Raw genomic sequence first — 24834 nt, 5'->3', positions numbered from 1 at the left:
TGTCTGATTAACGGTGGATCTGGTCTGGCCTGACCGAAAGGAAGGGCGATGACCGATGTCATCGAGATGATCGATCCTGTGACGGGAGAGATCATCGATGAGCAGCAGCTCGCGGAGCAGCTGCTGAAGCAGGCGAAGGAACAGGGTGTCGACCTCGTCGGCCCCGACGGGGTGCTGAACGGGCTCACCAAGCGGGTGCTGGAGACAGCGCTCGAGGCGGAGATGACCGAGCATCTTGGCTACGAGAAGCACGGCAACACGATCGCCGAGAACGCTCGCAACGGGATCCGATCGAAGACGGTGCTGACCGAGGTCGGTCCCGTCGAGATCGACGTTCCCAGAGACCGTGAGGGGTCGTTCGAACCGAAGATCGTCAAGAAGCGGCAGCGGCGCCTGACCGGCGTCGATGAGATCGTGCTGTCGTTGACCGCGCGGGGGCTGACGACCGGCGAGGTCGCGGCGCACTTCGACGATGTCTACGGGGCGTCGGTGTCGAAGGACACGATCTCGAGGATCACCGACAAGGTCATCGAGGAGATGACCGAATGGCAGAACCGTCCGCTGGATCGCGTCTACCCGGTGGTGTTCATCGATGCTCTGGTGGTGAAGGTCCGAGACGGCCAGGTGCGGAACAAGCCGTTCTATATCGCCGTGGGCGTTACTGTGAACGGGGAGCGCGACATCCTCGGGATCTGGGCCGGCGATGGCGGGGAGGGGGCGAAGTTCTGGCTCGGCGTGTTGACGGAGATCAAGAACCGTGGCGCCGAGGACGTGTGCATCGTCGTCTGTGACGGGCTGAAGGGTCTGCCGGAATCGATCAACACCGCCTGGCCGCTCGCGACGGTGCAGACCTGCATCATCCATCTGATCCGCAACACGTTCCGGTTCGCGTCCCGCCACTACTGGGAAGAGATGGGCAAGGACCTGCGTCCTGTCTACACGGCGCCGACCGAAGCGGCCGCTCGTGAGCGATTCGTGGAGTTCGACGCGAAATGGGGTCAACAGTATCCGGCGATCAGCAAGCTCTGGCAGAACGCCTGGTCCGAGTTCGTGCCGTTCCTGGACTGGGACGTGGAAATCCGCCGGATCATCTGCAGCACGAACGCGATCGAGTCACTCAACGCCCGGTACCGCAGAGCAGTCCGGGCGCGCGGGCACTTCCCGAACGACGCCGCCGCGCTGAAATGCCTCTACCTCGTGACCCGCTCGCTTGACCCGACCGGGCGCGGCAGGGCACGCTGGGCGACGAGATGGAAGCCGGCGCTGAACGCGTTCGCGATCGCATTCGAAGGCCGAATCAACTAATGAACGCCAAACCAGATCCACCGTTTATCGGACACACCCAACTCAGACTCGCCCGCGTAGGATGGGGCCACTACGCTGAACTCGCGCTGAGAGTCTCCTTACCAAGGTGAACAGCAAGGTGACCAGAGAGGTCGACATGGCGGACGAACGAGGCTTTCGAAAGCTGATTCTTCTCTGTATTGCTGGCTTAGTCGCTGGCCTTGTCGTGACATTTATTCTCCGGGCGATTTTTCCAGAAGCAGAGATTTTATACATGACAGCTGGAGCGGCAGTCACCGCCGTGGTTGCGGTGCCGCCCCTGGCCAGATACTTCCAAAAGCGGATGTGAAGAGCGGAAGCTACACGCACAGCCCAAATTCCACAGACTTCGGTGGCGGCATCGGAAGGATCCGCGTCACCCCGCAACTGAAGGCCGCCTATCAAACACAATCGCGCCGACTGGTCCCACATCAACACGTCTCGCTGCCAGTCAGCAAGGGTGGGTAGAAGGGGTCCGAGGGATAAGGCAAACACCCGGCCTGCATTCCCGGGTTTGCAGGAATCCTCGGGTTGAATGGGAGCAGCGTGGTCCCGCACCGCGAGGCTCGGACTTGCCGGATGCACGGCCACCAACGTCCCACGAACCGGCATTCAACCAGAGGTGAACGTCATTTGAAGTACAGGAAGATTGGCAACAGCGGACTCGAAGTCTCCGCCGTGACCCTCGGCTGCATGAGCTACGGCGATGCTGACCGTGGCAACCATGGGTGGACGTTGCCGGAAGAAGAAAGCCGCAGCTTCATCAAAAACTCCCTTGAGCTCGGCATCACGACCTTCGACACGGCCAACATCTATTCGATTGGCAGCAGTGAAGAAATCCTGGGTCGGGCACTGAAAGATTTCGCCAAACGCGAGGAAGTCGTCGTTGCCACCAAGGTCCATGGAACCATGCGTCCCGGCCCGAACGGCGGCGGACTGTCCCGCGGGCACATCATGGAGCAGATCGATGCCAGCCTGAGACGGCTCGGCACCGATTATGTGGACCTCTACCAAATTCACCGGTTCGATCCGGCCGTGCCAATTGAAGAAACCCTGGAGGCCTTGCACGATGTAGTGAAATCGGGCAAAGCGCGCTATATCGGAGCCTCGTCAATGTGGGCGTGGCAGTTTGCCAAGCTCCAGTACACGGCCAAGCTCAACGGGTGGACGCAGTTCATCTCCATGCAGTCCCAGTACAACTTGTTGACCCGCGAAGACGAACGCGAACTGCACCCGTTCTGTGTGGACCAAGGCGTTGGACTGCTTCCGTGGAGCCCACTGGCACGCGGGAAGCTTGCGCGCCCTTGGGATGTTGGCAGCGAACGCGTCAAGTCGGATCCGCTTGCCCAGGTCCTCTACCAGCAGTTTGAGTCGGAGGATCGCAAGATAGCCGACCAGGTAGGTGCCATCGCCGAAGAACGTGGGGCGAGCCGCTCCCAGGTTGCGTTGGCGTGGCTCCTGCATCGTCCGGGGGTCTCCTCCCCCATCATCGGTGCCACCAAGCCGAACCATCTCGAGGATGCTGTTCGCGGAGTCGATCTTGAACTGAGCGATGACGAAATGCGCAGGCTGGAAGAGAATTACGTGCCTCACGCCGTCGAAGGTTTCTAGCGGCCGGCCCGGGGGCCCGAACATCCTGATTCGGGTCCCCGGCGCAACCCCATGGTGCTGCCGTTGTCAGGCCCCTACGTAAGCTGCGAGGTGTTTGCCCGTCAGCGTATCCTTGCCCGACACCAGCTCAGCCGGCGTGCCGGCGAAAACTATGCGTCCGCCGTCGTGCCCTGCCCCGGGGCCCAAGTCGATGATCCAGTCCGCATGAGCCATGACTGCCTGGTGGTGCTCGATGACGATGACCGACTTGCCGGAATCCACCAACCGGTCCAGCATGCCCAGAAGGTTCTGGACGTCGGCCAGGTGCAGGCCTGTGGTGGGCTCGTCCAGGATGTAGATTTCGCCCTTCTCGGCCATCTGGGTGGCCAGCTTCAGCCGCTGGCGTTCGCCGCCGGAGAGCGTTGTCAGAGGCTGGCCCAGCGTGAGGTAACCGAGCCCGACGTCGGCAAGCCGATCGAGGATCTTATGCGCAGCAGGCGTGCGTGCATCGCCTTCGGAGAAAAACTTCTCCGCCTGCTCGACGGACATTGCAAGCACTTCTGCAATATTGCGGCCGCCCAGAGTGAACTCCAGAACCGATGCCAGGAAGCGTTTGCCTTCGCACTCTTCGCACGTGGATTCCACCGTCGCCATGACGCCGAGGTCGGTGTAGATGACGCCCGCACCGTTGCAGGTGGGGCAGGCGCCTTCCGAGTTGGAACTGAACAAAGCTGGTTTCACGCCATTGGCTTTGGCGAAAGCTTTTCGGATCGGTTCCAGCAGCCCTGTGTAGGTTGCGGGGTTGCTGCGCCGCGAACCGCGGATGGCGCCCTGGTCGATAACTATCACGCCGTCACGCTTGGCCACCGAACCATGGATCAGTGAACTCTTGCCGGAGCCTGCAACGCCCGTGAGGACGCACAGGACGCCCAAAGGAATATCGACGTCGACGTTCTGCAGGTTATTCGTCGATGCCCCCCGGACCTCGAGCTGGCCGGTAGCTGACCGGAGATCCGCCTTAATGGACGCGCGGTCGTCGAGATGACGCCCCGTGATGGTGTCACTCCCCCGCAGGCCGGCCAGATCGCCCTCGAAGCACACCATGCCTCCGCCGGTTCCGGCGCCGGGACCGAGGTCCACCACATGGTCAGCGATCGCAATGGTTTCAGGTTTGTGCTCAACCACCAGGACCGTGTTGCCCTTGTCCCGCAACTGGAGCAACAACTGATTCATTCGCTCAATATCGTGCGGATGCAGCCCAATGGTTGGTTCGTCAAAGACGTACGTGACATCGGTCAATGATGAACCGAGGTGCCTGATCATTTTGGTCCGTTGGGCTTCTCCCCCGGATAATGTGCCGGCTGGCCGGTCAAGGGACAGGTAGCCAAGACCGATCCCGGTGAAAGAATCCATCAGATGCTGCAGCCCTTTCAGCAGGGGCGCCACGGACGGCTCTTCAAGACCGCGGATCCACTGGGCCAGGTCGCTGATCTGCATTTTGCAGACATCGGCAATGCTCTTGCCGTGGATCTTGGACGAACGTGCCTCCGCGCTGAGGCGCGTCCCTTCACATTCGGGGCAGGTAGTGAAGGTAATGGCCCGTTCAACGAAGGCGCGGACATGGGGTTGCAGCGCGTCGACGTCCTTGGACAGCATCGACTTCTGGATCTTGGGGATGAGTCCCTCATATGTGAGGTTGATGCCCTCAACCTTCACTTTGGTGGGCTCGCGGTATAGGAGGTCGTGCAGCTCCTTCTTGGTGAACTTGGCGATCGGCTTGTCCATATTGAAGTAGCCGGTTCCGCTGAAGATGCGCCCGTACCAGCCGTCCATGCTGTAACCGGGGACCGTGAGGGCGCCTTCGCTGAGCGACTTTGTTGCGTCATAGAGTGCCGTCAGGTCGAAGTCGCTGACCGAGCCCATGCCTTCGCAGCGGGAGCACATGCCGCCCAAACGGTTGAAGGTAGCCTTCTCGGTTTTGGTCTTGCCCTCCCCGCGGTCCACAGTGATTGCCCCGCTGGCTTTGACTGTAGGGACATTGAACGAGTACGCATTGGGCGATCCGATGTGCGGCTCGCCCAGGCGGCTGAACAGGATTCGAAGCATGGCATTGGCATCGGTGGCCGTCCCCACCGTGGACCTGGGATTGGATCCCATCCGCTCCTGGTCCACGATGATCGCCGTCGTCAGCCCTTCCAAGACATCCACGTCCGGACGCGACAGGGAAGGCATGAACCCTTGCACGAAGGCGCTGTAGGTCTCGTTGATCATGCGCTGCGATTCGGCCGCAATAGTGCCGAACACGAGCGAACTCTTGCCGGACCCCGAAACTCCCGTGAACACCGTCAGGCGTCGCTTTGGGATCTCCAGGCTGATGTCCTTCAAGTTGTTTTCCCTCGCACCTTGCACCCGGATGAGGTCGTGGCTGTCAGCGACGTGCGGCGTTTGCGGTTCCGTGTCCGTGCCCGCGGCTATGCTCATGGTTTCTCCATCTGTAGGCGGCGCTGCCCAACAGTCCCCCGTCGGCGTCACCTGTCCCCGTGCCGGACGGCCCTGGCGGCTACGTCCGATTCTCGTTCGTTGGCGCCGTAGCGGCAACGATAGTTCCAGAGTAATGGGCCGCGGTGGAGCTGCCCATGAAGGAGCAGGCGGAGATGCGCCATTGTCTTCCCGACGATCCTCGCTAAGAATGAAGCATGCCGGTATACATGAGGTCCCTGGAAACCGCAGTTCCGCCAACTATCCTCGTTCAGTCCCAAGCCCGCGACGTTTTCGCAGCTCAACCGGGCCTCACGCGGCTCGGGTCGCGTTTGGTCTCCACCTGTTTCGACTCAGCTGCCATTGACACCCGGTACACCGCCGTAGCGGAACTGAGCCTTGACGCACATCCGGAGAATCCGAAGTTTTTCGATCCCGCCAGCAACCGTGTCCTCAGCCCCAGCACCAAGGTGCGGAACGAGATCTTTGCGACCGAAGCGGCCAAGCTGTTCATCGAGGCCGGGAAGGCAGCCGTCGCCGGTGCGCCAGGGCTCGGGTTGGAGGACATCACCCACGTCATCACAGTTTCCTGCACCGGGTTCTTCAACCCGGGCCCAGACTACAAGGTGGTCCGTGCCCTGGGACTTCAGCCTTCTGTCCAGCGCTACCACCTGGGATTCATGGGATGCTACGCCGCCTTCCCGGCCCTGCGCGCCGCCAGGCAGTTCTGCCTCTCGGACCCGGAAGCGGTGGTCTTGGTCATCTGCGCCGAACTTTGTTCACTGCATGTCAGGACTTCCAACGATCCGGACACGATCATGGGTTCTGCGATCTTCGGAGACGGAGCGGCGGCAACGATCGTCACGGCACGGGAGCCCGAAGGCCCGGAACCGGTCATCCGGCTGGACCACTTTGAAACCGTCCTCACGCCTGTAGGCGAAGAAGCCATGGCCTGGAACATCGGTGATGAAGGATTCGAAATGGTCCTCGGCACTTACGTTCCGCACATCATCGAGGAGCACATCACCGGAGCTCTCGAACCGCTGCTGGCCAAGGAACCCGGCCTCCCGGAGAAGCCCTACCGGGACATCACGCACTGGGCCATCCATCCCGGCGGCCGCAGCATTTTGGACAAGGTGGAGTCCAAGCTTGAATTGACTCCCGAGCAGCTCGTGCCTGCCCGCGAAACCTGGCGCGAATACGGCAATATGAGCAGCGCAACAGTCCTCTTCGTGCTCAAGCACATGCTCAACCGCCGCGCGGCCGAACGGGAAGAACGCATATGCTCCATGGCATTCGGCCCGGGCCTCACCGTGGAGACGGGGCTCTTTACGCTGGTCTCCCCCGACCTGTGAGCCCTTGGGGGCCGCTGCGGGAAAGGGACCCCCACGCCGTCGAGGACATGGACCGCCCTGACTGCGACCTGCAAAGGCTCAACCGAAGCTATGCCCGGTTTCCGGTGGTGAACTACCTGCTCTCGGGCTGGCGCCGGACTTATTTGGAGCGGCTGCGGCCGATCCTGGAAACACGCGGTTCGGCCACGGTGCTTGATGTGGGCTGCGGTGGTGGAGATGTTGCCCGCAGTCTGGCCCGTTGGGCAGCGAAGGACGGCTTTGAATTGCAGGTGACCGGCATAGACCCGGACGAACGGGCATACGGTTTCGCAGTCCAGGCCCCTGCCGTGAAAGGCGTCAGCTACCGGCGTGCCCATACCTCCGAACTGGTGGCCGAAGGGCTGGCATTCGACGTTGTCCTGTCCAACCACGTGCTTCATCACCTGAATCCGGAGCAACTGGCCGGCATGCTCCGTGATTCCGAAGCGCTGTCCTCCGGCATCGTCCTGCACAATGACCTCAAGCGCAGCAACCTCTCCTATGCACTGTTCGCCGCCGGCTTCTGGCCTCTGGGCCTGGGCTCCTTTATCTGCGGCGACGGGCTGATCTCCATCGCCCGGAGCTACACAGCCCCGGAACTGCGGAACGCAGCGCCGGCCCGGTGGACAGTGGAGGGCAACGGGCCCTGGCACCACTTCCTTGTGTATCGACGGGATGAACCACTGTGACGGCCGGGCCTGATGTGGTGGTGGTTGGCGCCGGCCCCGTCGGGTTGTTCACGGGCTTGCTGCTCCTTCAGCGCGGCCGGTCCGTGCGGATCCTTGAACGACGCGTCGGCAGGAGCAACCGTTCCCGGGCCATAGGGATCCATCCGCCGGCCTTGCGGGCACTGGATCGGGCCGGGATTGCGGACTCCCTGGTTGCCGCGGGGGTCCGGATCGATATAGGCCTGGCGTACAGCAGGGGCAAACGGGTTGCCGAGCTGCCCTTCCGCAGTGATCCCGATTTTCCCTTCATCCTGGCAGTTCCGCAGCCCGTAACGGAGCGGACCCTGGAAGAAGCGGTCGCCGCACTGGACCCGGCCGCCGTCGTGCGTGGGGCAAGGGTCGTGGACGCCACGGACGACGGCGGTGGAGTCACCGTTGTTGCGGAGTCGCCGGAAGGCGCCGTGGAAATGCGGGCACGCCTTGTGGTGGCAGCCGATGGTGCCCACTCGTCCTTCCGTGAGCGGCTGCTGCCGTGCCTTCATTCAAAGGGCTATCCGGACAGCTACCTGATGGGCGATTTCGCGGATGATACGGGACACGGCCCCGCAGCAGTCCTGTACCTGGAGCCCGACGGCATCGTCGAATCCTTTCCCTTGCCCGGCGGCGTCCGCCGATGGGTGGTGCGTCTGGGGTCCCAGGCCATCACTCCGACGGCGGATGGCCTGGCAACGCTGGTGGGGGCCAGGACAGGCGTGTTCCCGGATGAAAGTTCCAACAGCATGCTCAGTGCCTTTGACGTGCGGGCGCGCCTGGCTCCCCGCATGGTGCATGGCCGTATTGTCCTTCTGGGCGACGCGGCGCATGAGATCAGCCCGATCGGAGGCCAGGGGATGAACCTGGGATGGCTGGATGCAGCCGCTGTGGTGCCACTCATGGACGCGTCCATGGCTGGACAGGATGTGGGAGGCAGGCTCCGGCTCGTTGAGAAGGATCGGCGTCGTGCCGCGATAAGGGCCTCGCGCCAAGCCGGACTGAACATGGCCTTGGGAAGGCCGCTGCCGCCGGCCGTCATGACTGCCAGAAATGCAGCTTTTGCCCGCGCCTTGCAGCTGGGACCTGTCACCGAACTTGTGGAGCGCCGCTTCACCATGCGGTAGCGACAGGCCGTGCCGGGCGGGCTTGACCTTCGTCGGCCGCGTTCCGTTACTGCTCGGGCTGCGTGTAGTAGCAGTCGTAGGTGTCCTGGCTGGCGATGCGTCCATCGCGCAGTTCGAACACTGCGGTGCTCCGCGCACGGATCCTTTCGCCGGCATCCCAGTGCGGCAGGTCAAGCAGTAGCGTGGCGGACCAGTTCATTTCCAGCACCACGCGGTTTCCCTCGGTGGTGCTGCGCACAACCTCGAAGTGTTGGTCGGAGACAATTGATTTACTGTCGTCGGCCCCGGACAAAGTCTCTTGCAGCGTTCGTGTGGAACCGTTCTTAGATAAGGCGTGAGGCCACTCCGTCAAGGTGAAGTCCTCGGTGAGAAACGGCTCGATGTCGGCGGAGCCACCGCCTGCTTCGACAGTCCGCACGAAGCCCAGTACTACATCCAAAGGGTTGGTATCGCTGCTCATCGTCACGAGCCTATCCCACGTGCCCGTAAGCTCGACCCATGACCCATCTTTCCGATTCCGGTGCAACAGCCCCTGCCACTGATTTCACTCCTGTCCGGATCAGGGACGCCGTCCGCCGCATTCTGGACGCTGAGGCCATGCCACCAATCGTCCAGGCCGGCCACCCCGTTCTCCGGCAGCTGGCCGCTCCCTTCGATGGCCAGCTCGACGCGGCCGAACTTGGAGCTTTCATTGCCAGGATGCGTGAGGTCATGCACGCTGCACCCGGTGTTGGCCTTGCTGCGCCGCAACTCGGTATTCCCCTGAGGGTGGCTGTCCTGGAGGACCAATACACCATCGACCCGGCGTCGTCCGCTGCCCGGGACAGGGAGCCACTCGAGTTCCTTGCTGTACTGAACCCCCGCTATCGGTCCGTGGGGACGGAGACGGCTTCCTTCTATGAAGGGTGTTTGTCCGTCAGCGGGTACCAAGCCGTCGTCTCCAGGCACAGGCAGATCGAATTCACGTACCTGACACCGGAAGGGCAGCAGAACCGACAACTGCTCTCCGGCTGGCAGGCCAGGATCGCCCAGCATGAAACGGACCATCTGGACGGAACGTTGTACCTTGATCGGGCAGAGTTGCGTTCGCTATCCAGTAACGCCGAGCACTCTGCGCGTTGGGCGCAGCCGGGCATCGATGAAGCCAGGCATACCTTGGGGTTCCTGCCGGACCAGGACAACGGAACCCATGCTCCGTCAGCCCAGCGGTCAGGGTCTTAGCGGTCAGAGGCGGCTTGGCGGTCCGGGTCGCTTGCCGGAGAAGGACGGTTCTTCGGGGTAGGAAGGTACCGCGCCCACCACGCGAGGATGTGGTCAAACCGTTGCCTGCGGTGGTGCGGCGTACCGGACCGCGAGAGCTCGTGGTCCTCGCCGGGGAAGACCAGGAGTTCCGTATCAACCCCCTGGGCCTGAAGTTTGCCGAAATACCGCTGGCCCTGCTCCAGCGGGCAGCGGAGGTCGTTTTCGCTGTGGATGACCATGACGGGAGTTCTCACCTTCCCGACCACCGCCATGGGGCTTTGGGCAATCAACTGTTCTTCTGAGGTGCCCAGGTACTCCTGGCTGAAGTACCAACCGATGTCCGCCGAACCGGTGAAGCTCACTGGGTCCAGAAAACCGCGCTCCACGATCGCGCCCTTGAAGCGGTGGTCGTGCGCGATGGTCCATGCCGTGAGGTAACCGCCGTAGGATCCGCCCATGATGCCCAGGCGTTCGGCATCCAAAGCGGGAAATTCCTTCGTTGCTGCGTCCACGAAGGCCAAGACGTCCTGCATGTCCAAGCTGCCCAGGTGCGCGCGGATGGCCCGTCCGTGCGTCTGGCCGTAGCCTGCGGAGCCTCGTGGGTTGCACATCACAACTGCGTAACCCGCGGCCGCATACACCTGGGCCTCGTCGAAGAATGCGCCTGTGTACTGGGCGAAGGGTCCGCCGTGAATGTTCAGCAATACGGGATGGGGTCCCGGCCCGTCAGGGAGGACCACCCAGCCTTGCACGGGATAACCGTCAGCCGAGGTTGCCTCCACTTCCAGGGGCTCGGACAGTCGGGAGTTGTTGCGCAGTTCCGCCGAGAAGTCTGTCAGGTGACGCAACTCGTCCCGTTCCAGGGATGCCACGTCTCCAGCGGTAGACGCATCCGTGAAGGTGAGGGCGATTTCTCCGTTGGCGGCCATTGTTGCGCCAAGCACTACCCTCGCCCCGTGTACGAGGGGTTCGATGGGGCCGTCGGCCGGTACCCTGAGCAGTTCGACGGATCCGAGCGCCGTGTTCAGGACCAGGACGCTCTCTGCGCCTCCCTGCTCCAGCGGACCGGAAACATCCAGATGTTCACTGTCCGTAAGCGCACGTGCCTCTCCCCCGTCGGTCGGCATGACGTACAGGACTGAGTTGCGGGCTACGAAATCCAGGCCGGTTTCGCCCAGGTCCTGCGCGGTGAAGAAGATCCATTGACCGTTCATAGAAGGCTTGATCGCCGTGACAGTCCGTTTGGTGCCGTCTGCCGGCAACACCGGCTGCGGCTCCCCTCCCGCGGCGTTCAGGCGATAAATGGAGCGGACCAGATCGTCGTCGCGCCCTTCGTGCAATGACGCGACGAAATAGATGGACTCGCCGTACGCCGAAAAGCACGGTGAGTCGTGATCGGCGTCCCCGAAGGTGAGCTGCTTGGAATAGGGAACGCCGGTGAACGTTCCCGGCGCCAACTCACGGGCAGCGCGCCCTGTCGGTTGGACTGCAGGCTCACCCCCAAGTTCCGGCACTTCCACCAGGAACAAGTGCTTCCGATGGTTGGCAAGGTAGCCGATGCCGTTGAGCCTGTATTGCTTGGCGCGGATAAGCCGCGCATCCTCACGTCCGGAGGTGACGCCGTCGACCGTTCCGTAGCGTCCCGCCTCCGGGACCCGGGCGGTGTAAACCACCCTGTGTGAATCCGGCGCCCAGGTGAAACTTTCGACGCCGGAGTGAACGTCGGTGATGCGCTGCGGTTCACCGCCGGCCGACTCCACGACGAAGAGCTGTGGTTTGCCGTCCGGTTCGCGCCGAAGGAACGCCAGGACGAGGCCGTCCGGAGAGAAAGCAGGTGCCGTGTCATGGAATCCCCGCGTAATGCGTCGCGGGTGTTTTGTGGTGTCCAGCGGAACCGTCCACAACTGTCCAACGTAGGCGTCGCCGTCGAAATCGGGCCTGCTGACTGACACCACGGCCCTTGACCCGTCCGGGTGGATCGCAGGGGCGGAGACGGAGTTCACCAAGGGCAGCTGTTCGGGTTTCACGTTGGTGAGCCTAGCCGTCCCCGGTCACGGGCGCGGGCCGGACACTCCGTCCCCGTAGGATTGGACCCATGCTTGAGGATGCCATCGCTGTGCTTCGTTGTCCTGTGTGCGGGGCGGGCTTCCAAACCGGCGTTGGGCAGGTGCGGGGTTTGCTCTGCGCCTCCGGCCACGCTTTCGACGCCGCCAAGCAGGGTTACTTCAACCTCCTGACCGGCAAGGGCACTGTGTTCGAAGCCGATACTGCGGACATGGTTTCGGCCCGGCAACGCTTCCTTGACGGCGGGCACTATGCGCCACTTTCCAACGCCGTGGCCGACCTTGCAGCACAGTTCCTCGATAGCCCCGACGCGCTGGTGCTCGATGCCGGGACCGGTACCGGCCATTACCTGCATGCCGTCCTTCAGAAACGGCCAGTGGACGCCATTGGCTTGGACATCTCCAAATTCGCCCTCAGGCGTGCTGCTCGGGTGAATCCGCAGGTTGCCAACATCGTCTGGGACATTTGGCGGCCGCTTCCCGTGGCTGACGGTTCCGTGGACGTCATCCTCGTGGTCTTTGCTCCACGCAATGCTGTCGAATTCGCCCGCGTCCTCCGCCCGGGAGGACGCCTGGTCATTGTCACCCCGCGGCAGGGGCACCTGGCCGAAGCTGCCGGGCGTACGGGCATGCTTTCCATCCAGCAGGACAAAGAGGAACGGCTCGCCGGCTCGCTCGGCGGTCACTTCAGCCTGGAACATTCCGAGGAGCTGGACATACCGCTCACTTTGGACCCAGGTACGTTGGCAGACCTTGCCTTCATGGGGCCCGCGGGACACCACCGCGACCCCGTGGAACTTGCCGAACAAGCACGCGCAGGCGGACCGGTATCCACCACCGCGAGGTTCAGCATCAGCGTCTTCACATTGGGCGACATGCCGTCCTGACGTGGGCCTCCGCCTCGGGCTAGGATGGAATAACAGCGCGATTGATTCCGTCTCCGGAGTCCGGGACCAAGGGGGAACCGATGTTCGAATGGCTCGGCGAGAACTGGTGGGCACTATGGCTCACCGTCTTCCTCGCTTTCGCAGTGGTGGAGATGCTCACCCTCGACCTCTTCTTCATCATGCTGGGCGGCGGCGCGCTTGCCGGCCTGATCGCCGACTTCGCCGGTGCTGATTTCTGGCTGCAGATCGTAATTTTCAGCGTCGTTTCCCTGCTGATGATCGCCTTCGTCCGCCCCGTTGCGCTGAAGCACCTCCGTAAAGGGCCCGCAGAACAACGGACAAACATTGACCGCCTTATTGGACAGTCCGCCGTCGTCATCGAAGCCGTCAACGGAACCAGCGGTTTGGTCAAGATCGGGGGCGACGTGTGGACTGCCCGCAGCACTTCGGGAACGCTCGATGCCGGCGCCACAGTTCAGGTGACCAAGATCGACGGCGCAACGGCGGTAGTGGCCTCCACTGCCGGAGACAGCCCGCACTGACTACGCACTTTTGCCGACGGGCGGCCGTTGCCTGCCCCTCGTCGCCGCACCAAACCACTCAATTGGGGAATGAAGGAGATGTATGGACGGCCTGGGAGGAACAGCGGCAGCAATTGTGCTGATTGTTCTCGTTATTTTTGTCATCATCGTGTTGGTCCGTTCGGTGAGGATCATCCCGCAAGCGCGCGCCGGCGTCGTTGAAAGGCTCGGCAAGTACCAGCGGACGCTCAACCCGGGACTCACCATCCTGATTCCTTTTGTCGACCGGCTCCTGCCGCTGCTCGACCTCCGCGAACAAGTGGTCTCCTTCCCGCCGCAGCCGGTCATCACCGAAGACAACCTCGTGGTCTCCATCGACACCGTGGTCTATTTCCAGGTGACGGACCCTCGGGCTGCCACGTACGAGATCGCCAACTACATCCAGGCCGTGGAACAGCTCACCACCACAACGCTCCGTAACGTGGTGGGTGGGCTGAACCTTGAGGAAGCCCTGACTTCCCGTGACCAGATCAACGGCCAGCTCCGCGGAGTCCTGGACGAAGCCACGGGCCGCTGGGGCATCCGGGTCTCGCGGGTTGAGCTGAAGGCCATCGATCCGCCCCACTCCATCCAGGATTCGATGGAGAAGCAGATGCGGGCCGAACGTGACCGCCGCGCCGCAATCCTCACTGCGGAAGGCACCAAGCAGTCCCAGATCCTGACGGCCGAGGGTCAACGGCAGGCAGCAATCCTTGCGGCCGAAGGTGACGCCAAAGCGGCCATCCTGCGCGCCGACGGTGAAGCCCAAGCCATCCAGAAGGTCTTTGATGCCATTCACAAGGGAAACCCGGACCAGAAACTCCTGGCCTACCAGTACCTGCAGACCCTCCCGAAGCTGGCAGAGGGTACGTCCAACAAACTGTGGATCATTCCCAGCGAAGTGGGCGAGGCCCTCAAAGGCATCGGAGGCGCACTGGGTGGGGCCAACGGAGACTCCCCCGTCCAGGGGCTCTTTGGCGGTTCGGGTGCGTCCAGCCAGCCGGAAACCGCTGAGCAGCGACGGCCTGCCGAGTAGCAGCTGAAGAAAGGGAGCAGCCGGTCAAGCGCCGGCTGCTCCTTTTTTCTGCGCTGTGTTCGTTTCTGCTCTGTTGTTCGTTTCTGCGCTGGCTTCTTTTCGGCCCTGTGTTCGGGCAGCCCCCCAGCGCGGCGTATAATGAGATATTTGTCCGGCTGTTCAGCGCGGATGGAACATAAAAGCTTGGCCAGGCGTTGCAATATGTGATGCAAGGTGTGCAGAAGTAGTCCGCAGGCGAACGATGTGCCGGCCTGCGGCTAGCGCGGGGTTGACGGCCCTGCGAACAGACAGAGGGAGTAATCATGAGCGATCGCAGCTTGCGGGGCATGCGTCTTGGCGCCCAAAGCATGGAAACCGAATCCGGTGTAGAACCGGCACCGCGCCAGCGGGTCGAGTACCGTTGCGAGGACGGCGAGCAGGTCTTCGTGACTTTCTCCGCCGAGGCCGAGATTCCCCCTGTTTGGGTTTCCAAGACCGGCAAGGAAGCGTTGCTGGTGGACGGCGAACGTCCTGTCGATGCGAACGAGAAAGCCGTGCGTACCCACTGGGACATGTTGCTGGAACGCCGCAGCCTTCCTGAGCTGGAGCAGATTCTTGAGGATCGTTTGAACATCCTCCGCGAACGTCGCGGCGAGCGTCGTTCGGCGTAACCGAAGCCCACAGCAAAAAGTCCGGGTCTGGTTCCTTTCGGAACCGGACCCGGACTTTTTTGGTATCAGAAACTTCCGCCTACTTGGTGACGCCGGCTTTCTTTCCGGTGAGTTTCGCCCAGCGGGCAGCGAGGCCCCACTTGGTGACGTTGATCATGGCTTCCACCACGATGTTTCCGCTCATCTTCGAGGCGCCCAATTCACGCTCCACGAACGTAATGGGGCGCTCCTCAATGCGCAGGCCCAGCTTGGCCACACGCCACGCAAGGTCAACCTGGAAGCCATAGCCGACCGACTCGACTTCATCCAGCTTCAGTGCCTCCAAAGTGGTCCGGCGGAAGGCCCGGTAGCCCCCGGTCACGTCCTTGATCTTCACTCCGAGCATTAGTCGGGCGTAGGTGCTGCCGATCCGCGAAATCGCCTGCCGGTACAGCGGCCAGTTGACGACGCTGCCGCCGGGAACCCATCGTGAACCCATGGCGAGGTCGGCGCCGTCCTTGACAGCATCCAACAGCAACGGCAACTGCTCAGGCTTATGGGAACCGTCGGCATCCATTTCCACCAACACGTCATAACCAGCCGCGAGGCCCCACTTGAAACCGGCGATGTAGGCAGCGCCCAAGCCTTCCTTGCCCTTGCGGTGCAGGACATGGACCTGGCTGTCCTCGGCGGCGATGCCGTCCGCGAGTTGCCCCGTTCCGTCCGGGCTGTTGTCGTCCACCACGAGGACGTCGGATTCCGGAACTGCTGCACGCAGGCGGCCCAGTGTCTTCGGGAGCGATTCCAGCTCGTTGTAGGTGGGGATGATCGTCAGGACACGCAAGAAGAGGCCTTTCCTTGATGGAGCGGTCGGTGTGCCGGACCAGCGTTGGTGCTGGCGTTCTGGCGCAACTCTCCATTATAGGGTGACGGTTCTGAAGCTCCCTGCCTTTGTGGCGCCGCGCACATCACGGCACAGGGAACTGAACCAGGTTACGGGCAATCAGGCACGAAGGGACTCGTGGGCAAAGAGTTCCCGGCCTTCCCGCACCGTCTGGAGACACACAGGGTCGGTGCCAGCATCCAGTGCCGGAAGCAAGGGAGTACGCGCCCTCGGATCGGTGCTCCATGACTGCACACGGGTGTCCGCTACCTGAACCATGAGCTCCTCCACCTCCCATACCGCGAAGCTCGCGGGGGCGCCCGGGACCAGTTGCCCCATGAGCGGATTCCGGTGCTTGGTGGCACGCCAGCCCGCGCGGGTATGCCCCAGGAAGGCTGCCCTGGCCGATATCCGCTGTTCCGGGTTGCTGTGTTCCAGGCAGGCGCGGATGCTTGACCACGGGCGGAGCGGGGTTACCGGGCTGTCGCTGCCGAAGGCAATGGGTACCCCGTTGGCATAGAAGGAGGCGAACGGGTTCATTGCCCGGCTGCGTTCACCCAGCCGCTGTTCGTACAGCCCGCCGTGCTTGCCCCATGCGGCATCGAAGCCAGGCTGAACGCTGACGGTAACGGAGTGCTTGGCGAGGCGTTCAATGGCGGCCGCATCTGCGAGTTCCACGTGTTCCAGGCGGTGGCCGGCTGCCCTGACGCGCTGCTCGCCGACCTCTGACGCGGCTGCATCCAAGGCATCCAGCACGGCGGCCAGTCCGGCATCACCAATGACATGGAATCCGCCTTGGATTCCCAACAATGAGCAAGCGGCAAGGTGTTGGGCGGCCTCTTCCACGGAAAGGTAGAGGTTTCCGCTGTTGCCTTCGGCGTCGGAGTAGTCAGCGCTCAAAGCCGCGGTCCGCGAACCAAGGGAGCCGTCCATGTTCAAGTCCCCGGCGAGGCCAAGCACCTCGGTGCCCAGGCTGTCCAGGATCTGCCGCCCCTCTTCAGCTGAGGTGGCCAGCTCACCCCAGTACGGCAGAACAAGGGGATGTACGCCGGAGGCGTTCCATGACGCTGCGAGCCGTAGGTCTTCCGGGCCGCAGATATGGGGTGCGGCCATCTCTGCCAGCGCGACGTAGCCGTTCTTCGCGGCCTCTGCCAGGGTCTTTTCCTGGTAGGTCCGGCGGGTGCCGTCATCGAATGTCCGCGCGTGGATCCTTGCAGCTGCGTGGGCCGTCCGCAGGACGTGTGCAGTGCCTTGGAAACCGTCGAGTCCGCGCAGTCCTGCCGCCTCTGCGAGGGAAGAGGACACCAACGCCGAGTGCACATCGATCCGGGACAAGTAAACCGACCTGCCACCCGATGCCCTGTCCAGTTCCTCAAGGGTGGGCAGGCTTCGGTCACCCCAGGTTGACTCATCCCAGCCATGTCCCAGAACCGGGCCGGTCCCGGGGGCCGCAGCGACCGCATCCAGGAGTTCCGGCGCTGAGCGCACCGAATCGAGCGCGAGCCCCTCGAGCGCAATTCCCGTCTCGGTCAAGTGCACATGCGAGTCCACGAATCCCGGGGCGAGCAGCGCTCCGTGGAGGTCTATGATCTCCATGTTTGCGTCGGCGATGGACGTCGCGGCCTGCTCTGAACCAACCCAGGCAACCGTGTCTCCATCCACCACCATGGCGGTGGCAAAGGGGTCGGCCGCCGTGTAGATGGAACCGTTGCGGTACAGGGTGACCTTGCGGTCGGGTGTGTTGCCGGCGGGCACGCCAAGCTGGTTCATTCGCTAAGCTCCTTGCTGTTCTGGCATTGCAGGGTGTTCTGGCACTGCAGGGTGTGTTCCGTGATGGCAGGCGTTTCGGGTTGCCTCAGGCAACAGTCGAGTACGCCACTACCCCGCGGCGGACCAGGTCTATGGACTCGCGGCAAATGCGTGCGAGCCGGGGGTCGAGCTGCGGAATCTTTGCCAGCTGGTCCAGCAGGTCCACTACCTGCTTTGCCCACCGGACAAAGTCTCCGGCTGCAAGGTCGGTCCCGCTGAGGACCTCCTGGAGGTGGCGCCCCTTGGCCCACTTGTACATCGGCCACATGAGGCCCAGCTCGGGCTCAGCGGTCAATGGCAGCCGGTTCTGTTCCTCCGTGTCTTCGAGCCTGGACCATTCGCGGATGACGATGTCTACTGCTGTTTCCAGCGAAACGGACGGCATCCGGGGCCGCAGGCCGCGGTCTTCACGCTTGGCCTGGTAGACAAGGGTGCTGGCCAGGGACGCGAGCTCGGCGGCATCGAGGTCGTTGATGGCACCCTGCCGGATCGATTGCGAAATGAGCAGGTCCTTCTCGCCGTAAATCCGGCGGAGACGTTGGCCGTCGGCACTGATGGTGACCCGGCCGTCGTCGTGCGTGTCCAGGTAACCGTAGGTCGACAGGACGTCGCACACGCGGTCGAAAGTCTTGGCGATCGTGTTGGTCCTGCCTTGGATCTGCCGTACCAGTCCGTCGGTTTCCTTCCGGAGTTTCCACCAGCGCTCGGACCATCTGGCATGGTCCTCACGGTCGCTGCATCCGTGGCACGGATGCGCCCTCAGGGCACGCCGGATTTCCGCAATCTTGCGTTCCTGGTCCTGTGCGCGCGAACCCAGGCCAAAGTCTTCGTGCCGGCTGTTGCGCCGCTGCCGCGAAGAGTCGCCGTTGACCGCGTTCCGCATGGAGGCGGCCAGGTCGCGGCGCGACTTGGGAACCTTGGCGTTGAACGACTTGGGGATCCGGATGCGCGTCACGGCAGACACCGGCGCGTCGATGTCATGGACGCCGAGCCGGCGCAATTGATTGTCCGCTGTCAGGACCGACGGACGCGGTTCGCGGGCGTTGGGGTCTACTTCCAGGACGACGGCGTAACCCGCCAGCCTGCCACCGGAGACGCTGATGACGTCCCCCGGAATGAGACGCGTCAGGGAATCGGACACCCTGGAACGTCGCGCGCGCTGGTGGTCGCGGGCCGCGTGCTGCTCGGCATCGCTCAGTTCGCGGCGAAGCTTCGAGTATTCGCTGAAGTCGCCCAGATGGCACTCCATGGCCTTCGCGTAGCCGGCCAGGGACTCTTCCCGCCCGCGGACCTGGCGGGCCAGCCCCACCACCGAGCGATCGGCCTGGAACTGCGCGAAGGACGATTCAAGAATTTCGCGCGCCCGGGCCCGGCCGAACTGGGCGATGAGGTTGATGCTCATGTTGTAGGTGGGCCGGAAGCTGGAGTTCAGCGGATAGGTACGCCGCGACGCGAGACCGGCCACCGCTGCGGGATCGGTGCCAGGTTGCCAAAGGACCACCGCGTGGCCCTCTACGTCGATCCCGCGGCGTCCGGCACGGCCTGTGAGTTGGGTGTACTCCCCCGCCGTGATGTTGACGTGCGCTTCGCCATTGAACTTCTCAAGCTTCTCCAACACAACGCAGCGGGCGGGCATGTTAACCCCCAGCGCCAGGGTCTCCGTCGCGAAGACAGCTTTGACAAGGCCGTCCGCGAAGAGCTTTTCCACCACTTCCTTGAAGGTGGGCAGCATGCCGGCGTGATGTGCGGCGAAACCCCGGATGAGGCCATCCCGCCAACCCCAGAAGCCCAGGACATCGAGGTCGTCGGCGGGGATTTCGTGGCTGGCTTCGTCAACGCGCTGGGCAATGATCTGCTGCTCACGTTCAGTGGTCAGCCAGAGCCCGGAAGCAGCACACTGGGCCACGGCGGCGTCACAGCCGGCCCGCGAAAAAATGAAAGTGATGGCGGGCAGGAGACCCTGGCGGTTCAGGCTGTCAATGACCTGGGGCCTGCTGGCCCGGCGGACAGGGCTGCGCTGTGCGGTCTGCCGGTCCTCACGCTGCCGGTCCTGGCGACGGCGGCTCCTCCCGCCGTGCGAGTAGCGGGCGTTCACATTCATCCGGCTCTCGGAACGGGCCATGGCAAGGAGGTCGGGATTGACCTCGAACTCAGGGCCGGTCACGGCGTGGCGGACGGTGGCTTCCACAGCACGCTTGGCCGACTTCCCGGAGACGGCCCTCGATTCCGACGGCGGGGTTTCCTCCGATTCGCCAAGGTCGGGAACTTCCGTATCCGGAAGGGCCGGAGCGATCTCATCGAAGGTGGTGTCCCCCGCGAAAAGGTCCACAATTTCGCGGCCCACCATCACGTGCTGCCACAACGGCACGGGACGGTGCTCGGACACGATGACGTCGGTATCGCCGCGCACCGTGTCCAGCCAGGCCCCGAACTCTTCGGCATTGGAGACCGTGGCGCTCAAGGAAGCCACCTGGACCTCGCTTGGAAGGTGGATGATTACTTCTTCCCACACGGCTCCGCGGAAACGGTCAGCCAAGTAGTGGACTTCGTCCATGACCACGAAACCCAAGTCGCCCAGGGTTTCGGAATCGGCGTACAGCATGTTCCGCAGGACTTCGGTGGTCATGACCACCACGGGAGCATCACCGTTGATGGTGGTATCGCCCGTGAGCAACCCGACGTTGGGTGCTCCATACTTGGCGCTCAGTTCGGTGAACTTCTGGTTGCTCAGTGCCTTGATGGGCGTGGTGTAGAACGCCTTGAGCCCACGCTGGAGCGCCAAGTAGATGGCAAACTCGCCGACGATCGTTTTACCCGCACCGGTGGGAGCCGCAACCAGGACTCCCCGCCCTTCCTGGAGGGAACGGCACGCCTCGCGCTGGAAGTCATCCAGTTCAAAGTCGAGGGTGCGTGCGAAGGAGCCCAGGTAGGTCTTGGCTTCCGCTGTCCGGTTGGCGGCCGCACGGTAGCGGTCCGATGGCGATGGTGGGCCGGAAATCGAGGACATGCCTCAAGCCTAGTAGCCCGGTGTCTACAGATTCTCCAGATCGGTCGCCGGGGTGGCAATATCTGCCGTGGCTTCCGTCTCAGCAGCTCGCTTAATGGCCCGGCGTTCACGCCGGCGGTCGTTCCACAGGCAGACCGCGATGGCCGCAAAGAAGAGAAGAAGCATGGGAGCTGCGAGGTAGAACATGCTCATGGCGTCGGCTCCGGGAGCGGCCATGGCTGCGAACAGGCACACCAGGAAGATCGTGATTCGCCAGCTTTTGACCAGTTGCTTGCCTTTGACGATTCCCGCAAGGTTCAGGCCGACCAGGACCACCGGGACAAGGAAAGCGATTCCGAAGGCGAGCAGCAGCCGCAGGACGAAGGCCAAATAGATTTCGGCGCTGATGAAGTTCGAGGCACCGGACGGAGTGAAATCCGTGAGGACGCGCACCGCATTCGGCAAAACCAGCCATGCCAGCAACACGCCGCCAATGAACAGCGGAACGGCCGCTGCCACGAAGGACAACGCCAGGTTCCTTTCCTTCTTATGCAAGCCGGGCACGATGAATGCCCATAGTTGATAGATCCAGACCGGGCTCGAAACGAGCACGCCGAGGAACACCGACACCTGGACCATGAGGTCAAAGGAGCTTGCCACGCCGTCGAAGTTGAGGGTGGCCGCGCGGCCCTCTTTCTCGTTGAGGTCCTTGATGGGCTTGATCAGGGCCTCGAGGAGGGGCTGGTAGATGATGAAGCCCACCACTGTGCCCAGAATGACGCCAATGGCTGCCTTGAAGAGCCGGTTCTTAAGCTCCTTCAAATGGTCAAGCAGCGCCATCCTGGCTTCGGGATTGGCTTTGCGCCCCTTCGTCTGTACCACTTCTCTTTAGACGCGGTTGGAGGGCGGAACGTCCGTTTCGCCGTTGTTCTTTGCCTTTGCGTCCGGGTGGTCCACAACCCTGCCTTCGACGGCGTCGGAAGAAGCCTGAGTGTCCTTCGTTTCGGATGCACCGTCCTTCTTCATCTCCCGGACCTCGGACTTGAAAATGCGCATCGACTGTCCGATGCTGCGTGCCATGGAGGGCAGCTTGGGCGCGGCAAAAAGCACCAGGGCCAAGACGATGATGATGATGAGATGCCAGCCTTCAAGCCTCATGTGTGGAGGTCCTTTCCTTTTGGATACATCCTACGTCTATCTGAATTCTATGTCGTGCAAGGACTGGGGTTGCCCACGATCGGCTTTGCGCTGGACGCGCTTGAGGCGGCGAATTTCCCGCCGGGCGGCCTTGGCCGTCACGTAATCATGACGCATCTGTTCCGGGGAGGCAAAAACCGCGGACCCCGGTGCAGGCCGTTCCCCGGTCGCTTCCGCTGCCGACACCAAAGTGTTGCTTTCTGTTGTTTTCGGCAGCGTACCGAAGCGCCTTCCGGCCTCCCCCAATTCGCGGACGGTGGCCATGAACTTCCGGAACAAGCGGTACCCCAACGTCAGATGAAGCAGTAGGGACAGCGCTATCAGAGCAATCCACAAAAGGATCCAAAACCACCAAGGCATCTGAGTATTCTAGCCAGCTTCCCGGGATTGCACCGACGAAGGACCGCTGTACTGCCTCAGGGCCGCCAGAAGCCAGGCCTGGGCCTCGTCCCTGAGCTGCAGGGGATCGATGATCCGTGCCGATCCCCCATGCTGGGCCACGAGCATGGGCAACCAGTCCGTGCTGCCGAACCTGACCTCGGCGAGCAAACCGCCGTCGGGCATTGGTGCCGTGCGTTCGGCGTAGTAGTCATCGGCCAGGCCGGCTCCTTGGCGGGTCAGCTGGAGCACCACCACCGCGTCGTCGTCGCCCGGAGTAAAAAGCCTGGCCGGGACGTCGGTCTCCGGTGTGCTTGCCATTGAAACAGGCCGGCCGTTGGGCTCGAGCGATTCAATCCGATCCAGCCGGAAGTTCCTGATCCCGGACTTGCTATGGCAATACGCCTCGAAATACCACGTGTTGTCCATGGAAAAGAGCCTCAGCGGGTCCACATCGCGTTCGCTGACCTCGTCGCGTTGCGGGGACAGATACCTCAAGCGCAGTTGGCTGCCGTCCCGCAAGGCCTGCGAAATGGCGGCAAATGCCTGGGATTGCTGCGGGGCAACGGACGCCCCGGCCACCGAACCGGCCAGCCTCGCTGCGTCCCCGGCTGCGCCGGCAAGCTTGATGGTCACCGATTCCAAGGCGCTCCCGGCGTCACCGTCCGGCAGTCCCGCCAGCGCAGGGAGGTCGCCCAACATGGCCAGGCCGGTCAGCAGCGCTGCTGCTTCTTCCTCGCTGAAACGGACCGGGCGGCTCAAGTCCAGGTGTTCGGTGATGTAGACATGGTCGTTCTCCCATTGGATGTCCAACAAATCGTCGGGGTACCCCTCGGGAAGTCCCGAACAGATGAGGATCTTCAGGTCGTCGATGAGGGCCTTCCGCGTGATCCCGAAGTGGTCCGCCACCTCCTGGATATGCAGTCCCTGATGGTGGACCAGGAAAGGAACGAGCTGCAGCATCCTGGCCAGTTGGTCCTCGGATGTCCGCTTGCGGGCCCGTGTGGCGGGCGCAGCGTCCGGGAAGGACACCGGAACCGGCGGGGCGGCGTTGAAGGCCGCTGCTGCTTCCAGCCGACGCACGACGGCGGTGCGCAGGTCTGCAGGCTCCCTCACCGCCACGTGGGGGCCGTAGGAGGCGAGTTCCTCGGCGAATTGTTCCGGGTCGCGGAAGGGCACCGACAACAGGTCCCGTCCGATGCCTGCGCCCTCGGTGACGGCCGTGGCGCGGTGGCGCAGGGCGAGGACCCGGCCGGGCTTGACGTCGAGCGTGGCCGTCCGCAGGGGAAGTTCGCGCAGGGAATCCAATTCGGCCCGGGCGTCAAAGCCAGCCGGCGGGTCAAAGGAACGGTTGGTGAGGACGGTGACCGCCGTGGTCATCCTGGAGAGCCGGTAAAACCGCTTGGCTCCGCGGCCCAGGTCGAACCCCACGAGGTACCACTGGCCGAACCGGCTGCCGAGTCCCCACGGTTCGACGTCGCGGGTTTCTTCCCTGTTCGTGCTTCCTGCCAGGTAGCCGAAGCGGATGGGGTGCCTGCCATGCATGGCCGCAACGACGTCGTCGAAGGCCTGTCCCGCGGGCTTGATCCGCGGCTGTACGCCGGCAGGGAGTTCTGCTTCGCTAAAGCCTCCTGCCGCATGGAGCTTCCGCACGGCATCTGCGGCCGCCTTGCCCAGTGCCGCCCTCTCCCAGAGCTGGGCCGCGAGGAGGAGGACCGTTCCCTCCGCAGGTGTCAGGTGCACGTCGGGGAGCCTGTTGGAGTCCTTGCCGATCCGGTACCGGGTAGAGGCGGGATCGTCATTGCCGAATCCGGTGTCCATCAGGGTCTCGATCTCGAAGCCGAACTGCTTGAGGTCCACCTTGTCGCGTTCAAACATGCGGCCGAAGGCTGCGTCATTGTCTGCGGCGCCCCGGTACACCTTCTCCCTCAGGACGGCGCGGCTCAACCCCACCTTGGTATTGAGCAGGGCCAGGAGCAGGTTCAGGAGGCGTTCAGTACGGGATGCGGACACGGTTGCTACGTTACTAAAGTCGCGGCTTAAAACCGCAAGGGCGCGTCACCGCCGGTTGAGCCGGAGGTGACGCGCCCTTGCAGGAAGCAGCGCCTAGCGGACTGCTACGAGGTCAACAACAAAGATGAGGGCCTCGTTGGGCTTGATGGCTCCACCGGCGCCGCGGGAGCCGTAAGCCAGCTCGGAGGGAATCTCCAAACGGCGGCGGCCGCCGACCTTCATGCCGAGCAGGCCCTGGTCCCAGCCCTGGATAACCTGGCCCACGCCAACGCGGAAGTCCAGCGGAGCGCCGCGGCCCCAGGAAGCGTCGAATTCTTCGCCCGTCGACCAAGCAACGCCTACGTAGTGGGTTGACACGGTGTCGCCGGCCTTCGCCTCGGCCCCGGTGCCCTCAATGAGGTCGGTGATGCGCAGCTCGGTGGGTACATCGCCTTCCGGGAACTCAATCTCCGGCTTGGTGCGGTCGTAATCGCGCTGTCCAAATGACATGGTTGCTCCTCTGAATGTGTGGGGTGTCAGGTTCAAGCCTAAGCCAGGTGTCCGGCGAAGTGCCCGGCAGGCT

22 protein-coding genes are annotated in these 24834 nt (G+C 63.1%); 11 read left to right on the top strand and 11 right to left on the bottom strand.

The window, feature by feature from the left end; all coding sequences use genetic code 11:
• The first annotated feature begins 66 nt into the window (after nt 1-66).
• The 3 genes from QN084_RS22415 (at nt 67) to QN084_RS22405 (ending at nt 2934) form a co-directional block, all read left to right on the top strand.
• A complete protein-coding gene (locus QN084_RS22415) occupies nt 67-1305 on the top strand; it encodes an IS256 family transposase (RefSeq protein ID WP_168529793.1) in 1239 nt (412 codons plus the stop codon).
• Between the two features lie 106 nt (nt 1306-1411).
• Complete coding sequence (locus QN084_RS22410) at nt 1412-1633, top strand: hypothetical protein (RefSeq protein WP_069696870.1); 222 nt, start codon at nt 1412-1414, stop codon at nt 1631-1633.
• A gap of 323 nt (nt 1634-1956) precedes the next feature.
• Nucleotides 1957-2934 (top strand): aldo/keto reductase, encoded by a 978-nt coding sequence (locus QN084_RS22405; RefSeq protein WP_069694434.1) that lies wholly within the window; start codon nt 1957-1959, stop codon nt 2932-2934.
• 66 nt (nt 2935-3000) lie between these two features.
• Here QN084_RS22405 and QN084_RS22400 read toward each other — a convergent pair whose 3' ends face one another.
• Nucleotides 3001-5394 (bottom strand): ATP-binding cassette domain-containing protein, encoded by a 2394-nt coding sequence (locus QN084_RS22400; RefSeq protein ID WP_021470514.1) that lies wholly within the window; start codon nt 5392-5394, stop codon nt 3001-3003.
• A 215-nt stretch (nt 5395-5609) separates the two neighbouring features.
• Between QN084_RS22400 and QN084_RS22395 the strand changes: the two genes are divergently transcribed.
• The 3 genes from QN084_RS22395 to QN084_RS22385 are packed head-to-tail and all read left to right on the top strand — an operon-like array spanning nt 5610 to nt 8589.
• Entirely contained in the window at nt 5610-6746 is a 1137-nt protein-coding gene (locus QN084_RS22395) for a type III polyketide synthase (RefSeq protein WP_069694433.1), read from the top strand.
• Complete coding sequence (locus QN084_RS22390; protein WP_069694432.1) at nt 6743-7453, top strand: class I SAM-dependent methyltransferase; 711 nt, start codon at nt 6743-6745, stop codon at nt 7451-7453. The genes QN084_RS22395 and QN084_RS22390 overlap by 4 nt, the downstream gene beginning before the upstream one ends.
• Nucleotides 7450-8589 carry an FAD-dependent oxidoreductase gene (locus QN084_RS22385; RefSeq protein WP_069694431.1) on the top strand — a complete coding sequence of 380 codons (1140 nt, stop codon included), beginning with the start codon at nt 7450-7452 and terminating at the stop codon, nt 8587-8589. The genes QN084_RS22390 and QN084_RS22385 overlap by 4 nt, the downstream gene beginning before the upstream one ends.
• Before the next feature lie 46 nt (nt 8590-8635).
• Here QN084_RS22385 and QN084_RS22380 read toward each other — a convergent pair whose 3' ends face one another.
• Nucleotides 8636-9049, bottom strand: coding sequence for a nuclear transport factor 2 family protein (locus QN084_RS22380; protein WP_062096893.1), 414 nt, complete (start codon nt 9047-9049; stop codon nt 8636-8638).
• A 38-nt stretch (nt 9050-9087) separates the two neighbouring features.
• Between QN084_RS22380 and QN084_RS22375 the strand changes: the two genes are divergently transcribed.
• Complete coding sequence (locus tag QN084_RS22375) at nt 9088-9810, top strand: peptide deformylase (RefSeq protein ID WP_069694430.1); 723 nt, start codon at nt 9088-9090, stop codon at nt 9808-9810.
• Here QN084_RS22375 and QN084_RS22370 read toward each other — a convergent pair.
• Entirely contained in the window at nt 9807-11858 is a 2052-nt protein-coding gene (locus QN084_RS22370; protein ID WP_069694429.1) for a S9 family peptidase, read from the bottom strand. The genes QN084_RS22375 and QN084_RS22370 overlap by 4 nt on opposite strands.
• Nucleotides 11859-11926: 68 nt before the next feature.
• Here QN084_RS22370 and QN084_RS22365 point away from each other — a divergent pair, with 68 nt between their 5' ends.
• The 4 genes from QN084_RS22365 (at nt 11927) to QN084_RS22350 (ending at nt 15027) form a co-directional block, all read left to right on the top strand.
• Nucleotides 11927-12781, top strand: a complete 855-nt coding sequence (locus tag QN084_RS22365) for a methyltransferase domain-containing protein (RefSeq protein ID WP_069694428.1) — start codon at nt 11927-11929, stop codon at nt 12779-12781.
• A gap of 80 nt (nt 12782-12861) precedes the next feature.
• Complete coding sequence (locus tag QN084_RS22360) at nt 12862-13323, top strand: NfeD family protein (RefSeq protein WP_031215946.1); 462 nt, start codon at nt 12862-12864, stop codon at nt 13321-13323.
• Between the two features lie 82 nt (nt 13324-13405).
• Nucleotides 13406-14377, top strand: a complete 972-nt coding sequence (locus QN084_RS22355; RefSeq protein ID WP_021470505.1) for an SPFH domain-containing protein — start codon at nt 13406-13408, stop codon at nt 14375-14377.
• 302 nt (nt 14378-14679) lie between these two features.
• Entirely contained in the window at nt 14680-15027 is a 348-nt protein-coding gene (locus tag QN084_RS22350) for an RNA polymerase-binding protein RbpA (protein WP_021470504.1), read from the top strand.
• Nucleotides 15028-15106: 79 nt separating this feature from the next.
• On the opposite strand, the gene QN084_RS22345 is transcribed toward QN084_RS22350, so the two are convergent.
• The 8 genes from QN084_RS22345 to QN084_RS22310 all read right to left on the bottom strand — a co-directional run bounded on the left by QN084_RS22345 (nt 15107) and on the right by QN084_RS22310 (nt 24761).
• The gene (locus tag QN084_RS22345; RefSeq protein WP_021470503.1) at nt 15107-15850 is read right to left on the bottom strand and encodes a polyprenol monophosphomannose synthase; all 744 of its coding nucleotides are present in this window, start codon (nt 15848-15850) and stop codon (nt 15107-15109) included.
• 159 nt (nt 15851-16009) lie between these two features.
• Entirely contained in the window at nt 16010-17659 is a 1650-nt protein-coding gene (locus QN084_RS22340; protein ID WP_069694427.1) for an amidohydrolase, read from the bottom strand.
• Nucleotides 17660-17744: 85 nt separating this feature from the next.
• Entirely contained in the window at nt 17745-20705 is a 2961-nt protein-coding gene (locus QN084_RS22335) for a DEAD/DEAH box helicase (RefSeq protein ID WP_062096887.1), read from the bottom strand.
• Nucleotides 20706-20729: 24 nt separating this feature from the next.
• A complete protein-coding gene (gene tatC, locus QN084_RS22330; protein WP_083261858.1) occupies nt 20730-21566 on the bottom strand; it encodes a twin-arginine translocase subunit TatC in 837 nt (278 codons plus the stop codon).
• Between the two features lie 6 nt (nt 21567-21572).
• On the bottom strand, nt 21573-21842 hold the full coding sequence (gene tatA / locus QN084_RS22325; protein WP_021470499.1) for a Sec-independent protein translocase subunit TatA: 270 nt from the start codon (nt 21840-21842) through the stop codon (nt 21573-21575).
• Nucleotides 21843-21878: 36 nt separating this feature from the next.
• Nucleotides 21879-22241: a hypothetical protein gene (locus QN084_RS22320; protein ID WP_021470498.1), complete on the bottom strand. Its 363-nt coding sequence runs from the start codon at nt 22239-22241 to the stop codon at nt 21879-21881.
• Nucleotides 22242-22250: 9 nt separating this feature from the next.
• Nucleotides 22251-24272 carry a helix-turn-helix transcriptional regulator gene (locus QN084_RS22315; protein WP_021470497.1) on the bottom strand — a complete coding sequence of 674 codons (2022 nt, stop codon included), beginning with the start codon at nt 24270-24272 and terminating at the stop codon, nt 22251-22253.
• 93 nt (nt 24273-24365) lie between these two features.
• Nucleotides 24366-24761, bottom strand: a complete 396-nt coding sequence (locus QN084_RS22310) for an FKBP-type peptidyl-prolyl cis-trans isomerase (RefSeq protein ID WP_021470496.1) — start codon at nt 24759-24761, stop codon at nt 24366-24368.
• Between the last annotated feature and the right edge of the window lie 73 nt (nt 24762-24834).

Origin of the sequence: Paenarthrobacter sp. R1, from assembly GCF_030264015.1 — a bacterium.
Taxonomy (GTDB): Bacteria; Actinomycetota; Actinomycetes; order Actinomycetales; family Micrococcaceae; genus Arthrobacter; species Arthrobacter ureafaciens.
This window is presented reverse-complemented; position numbering and strand designations above follow the sequence as displayed.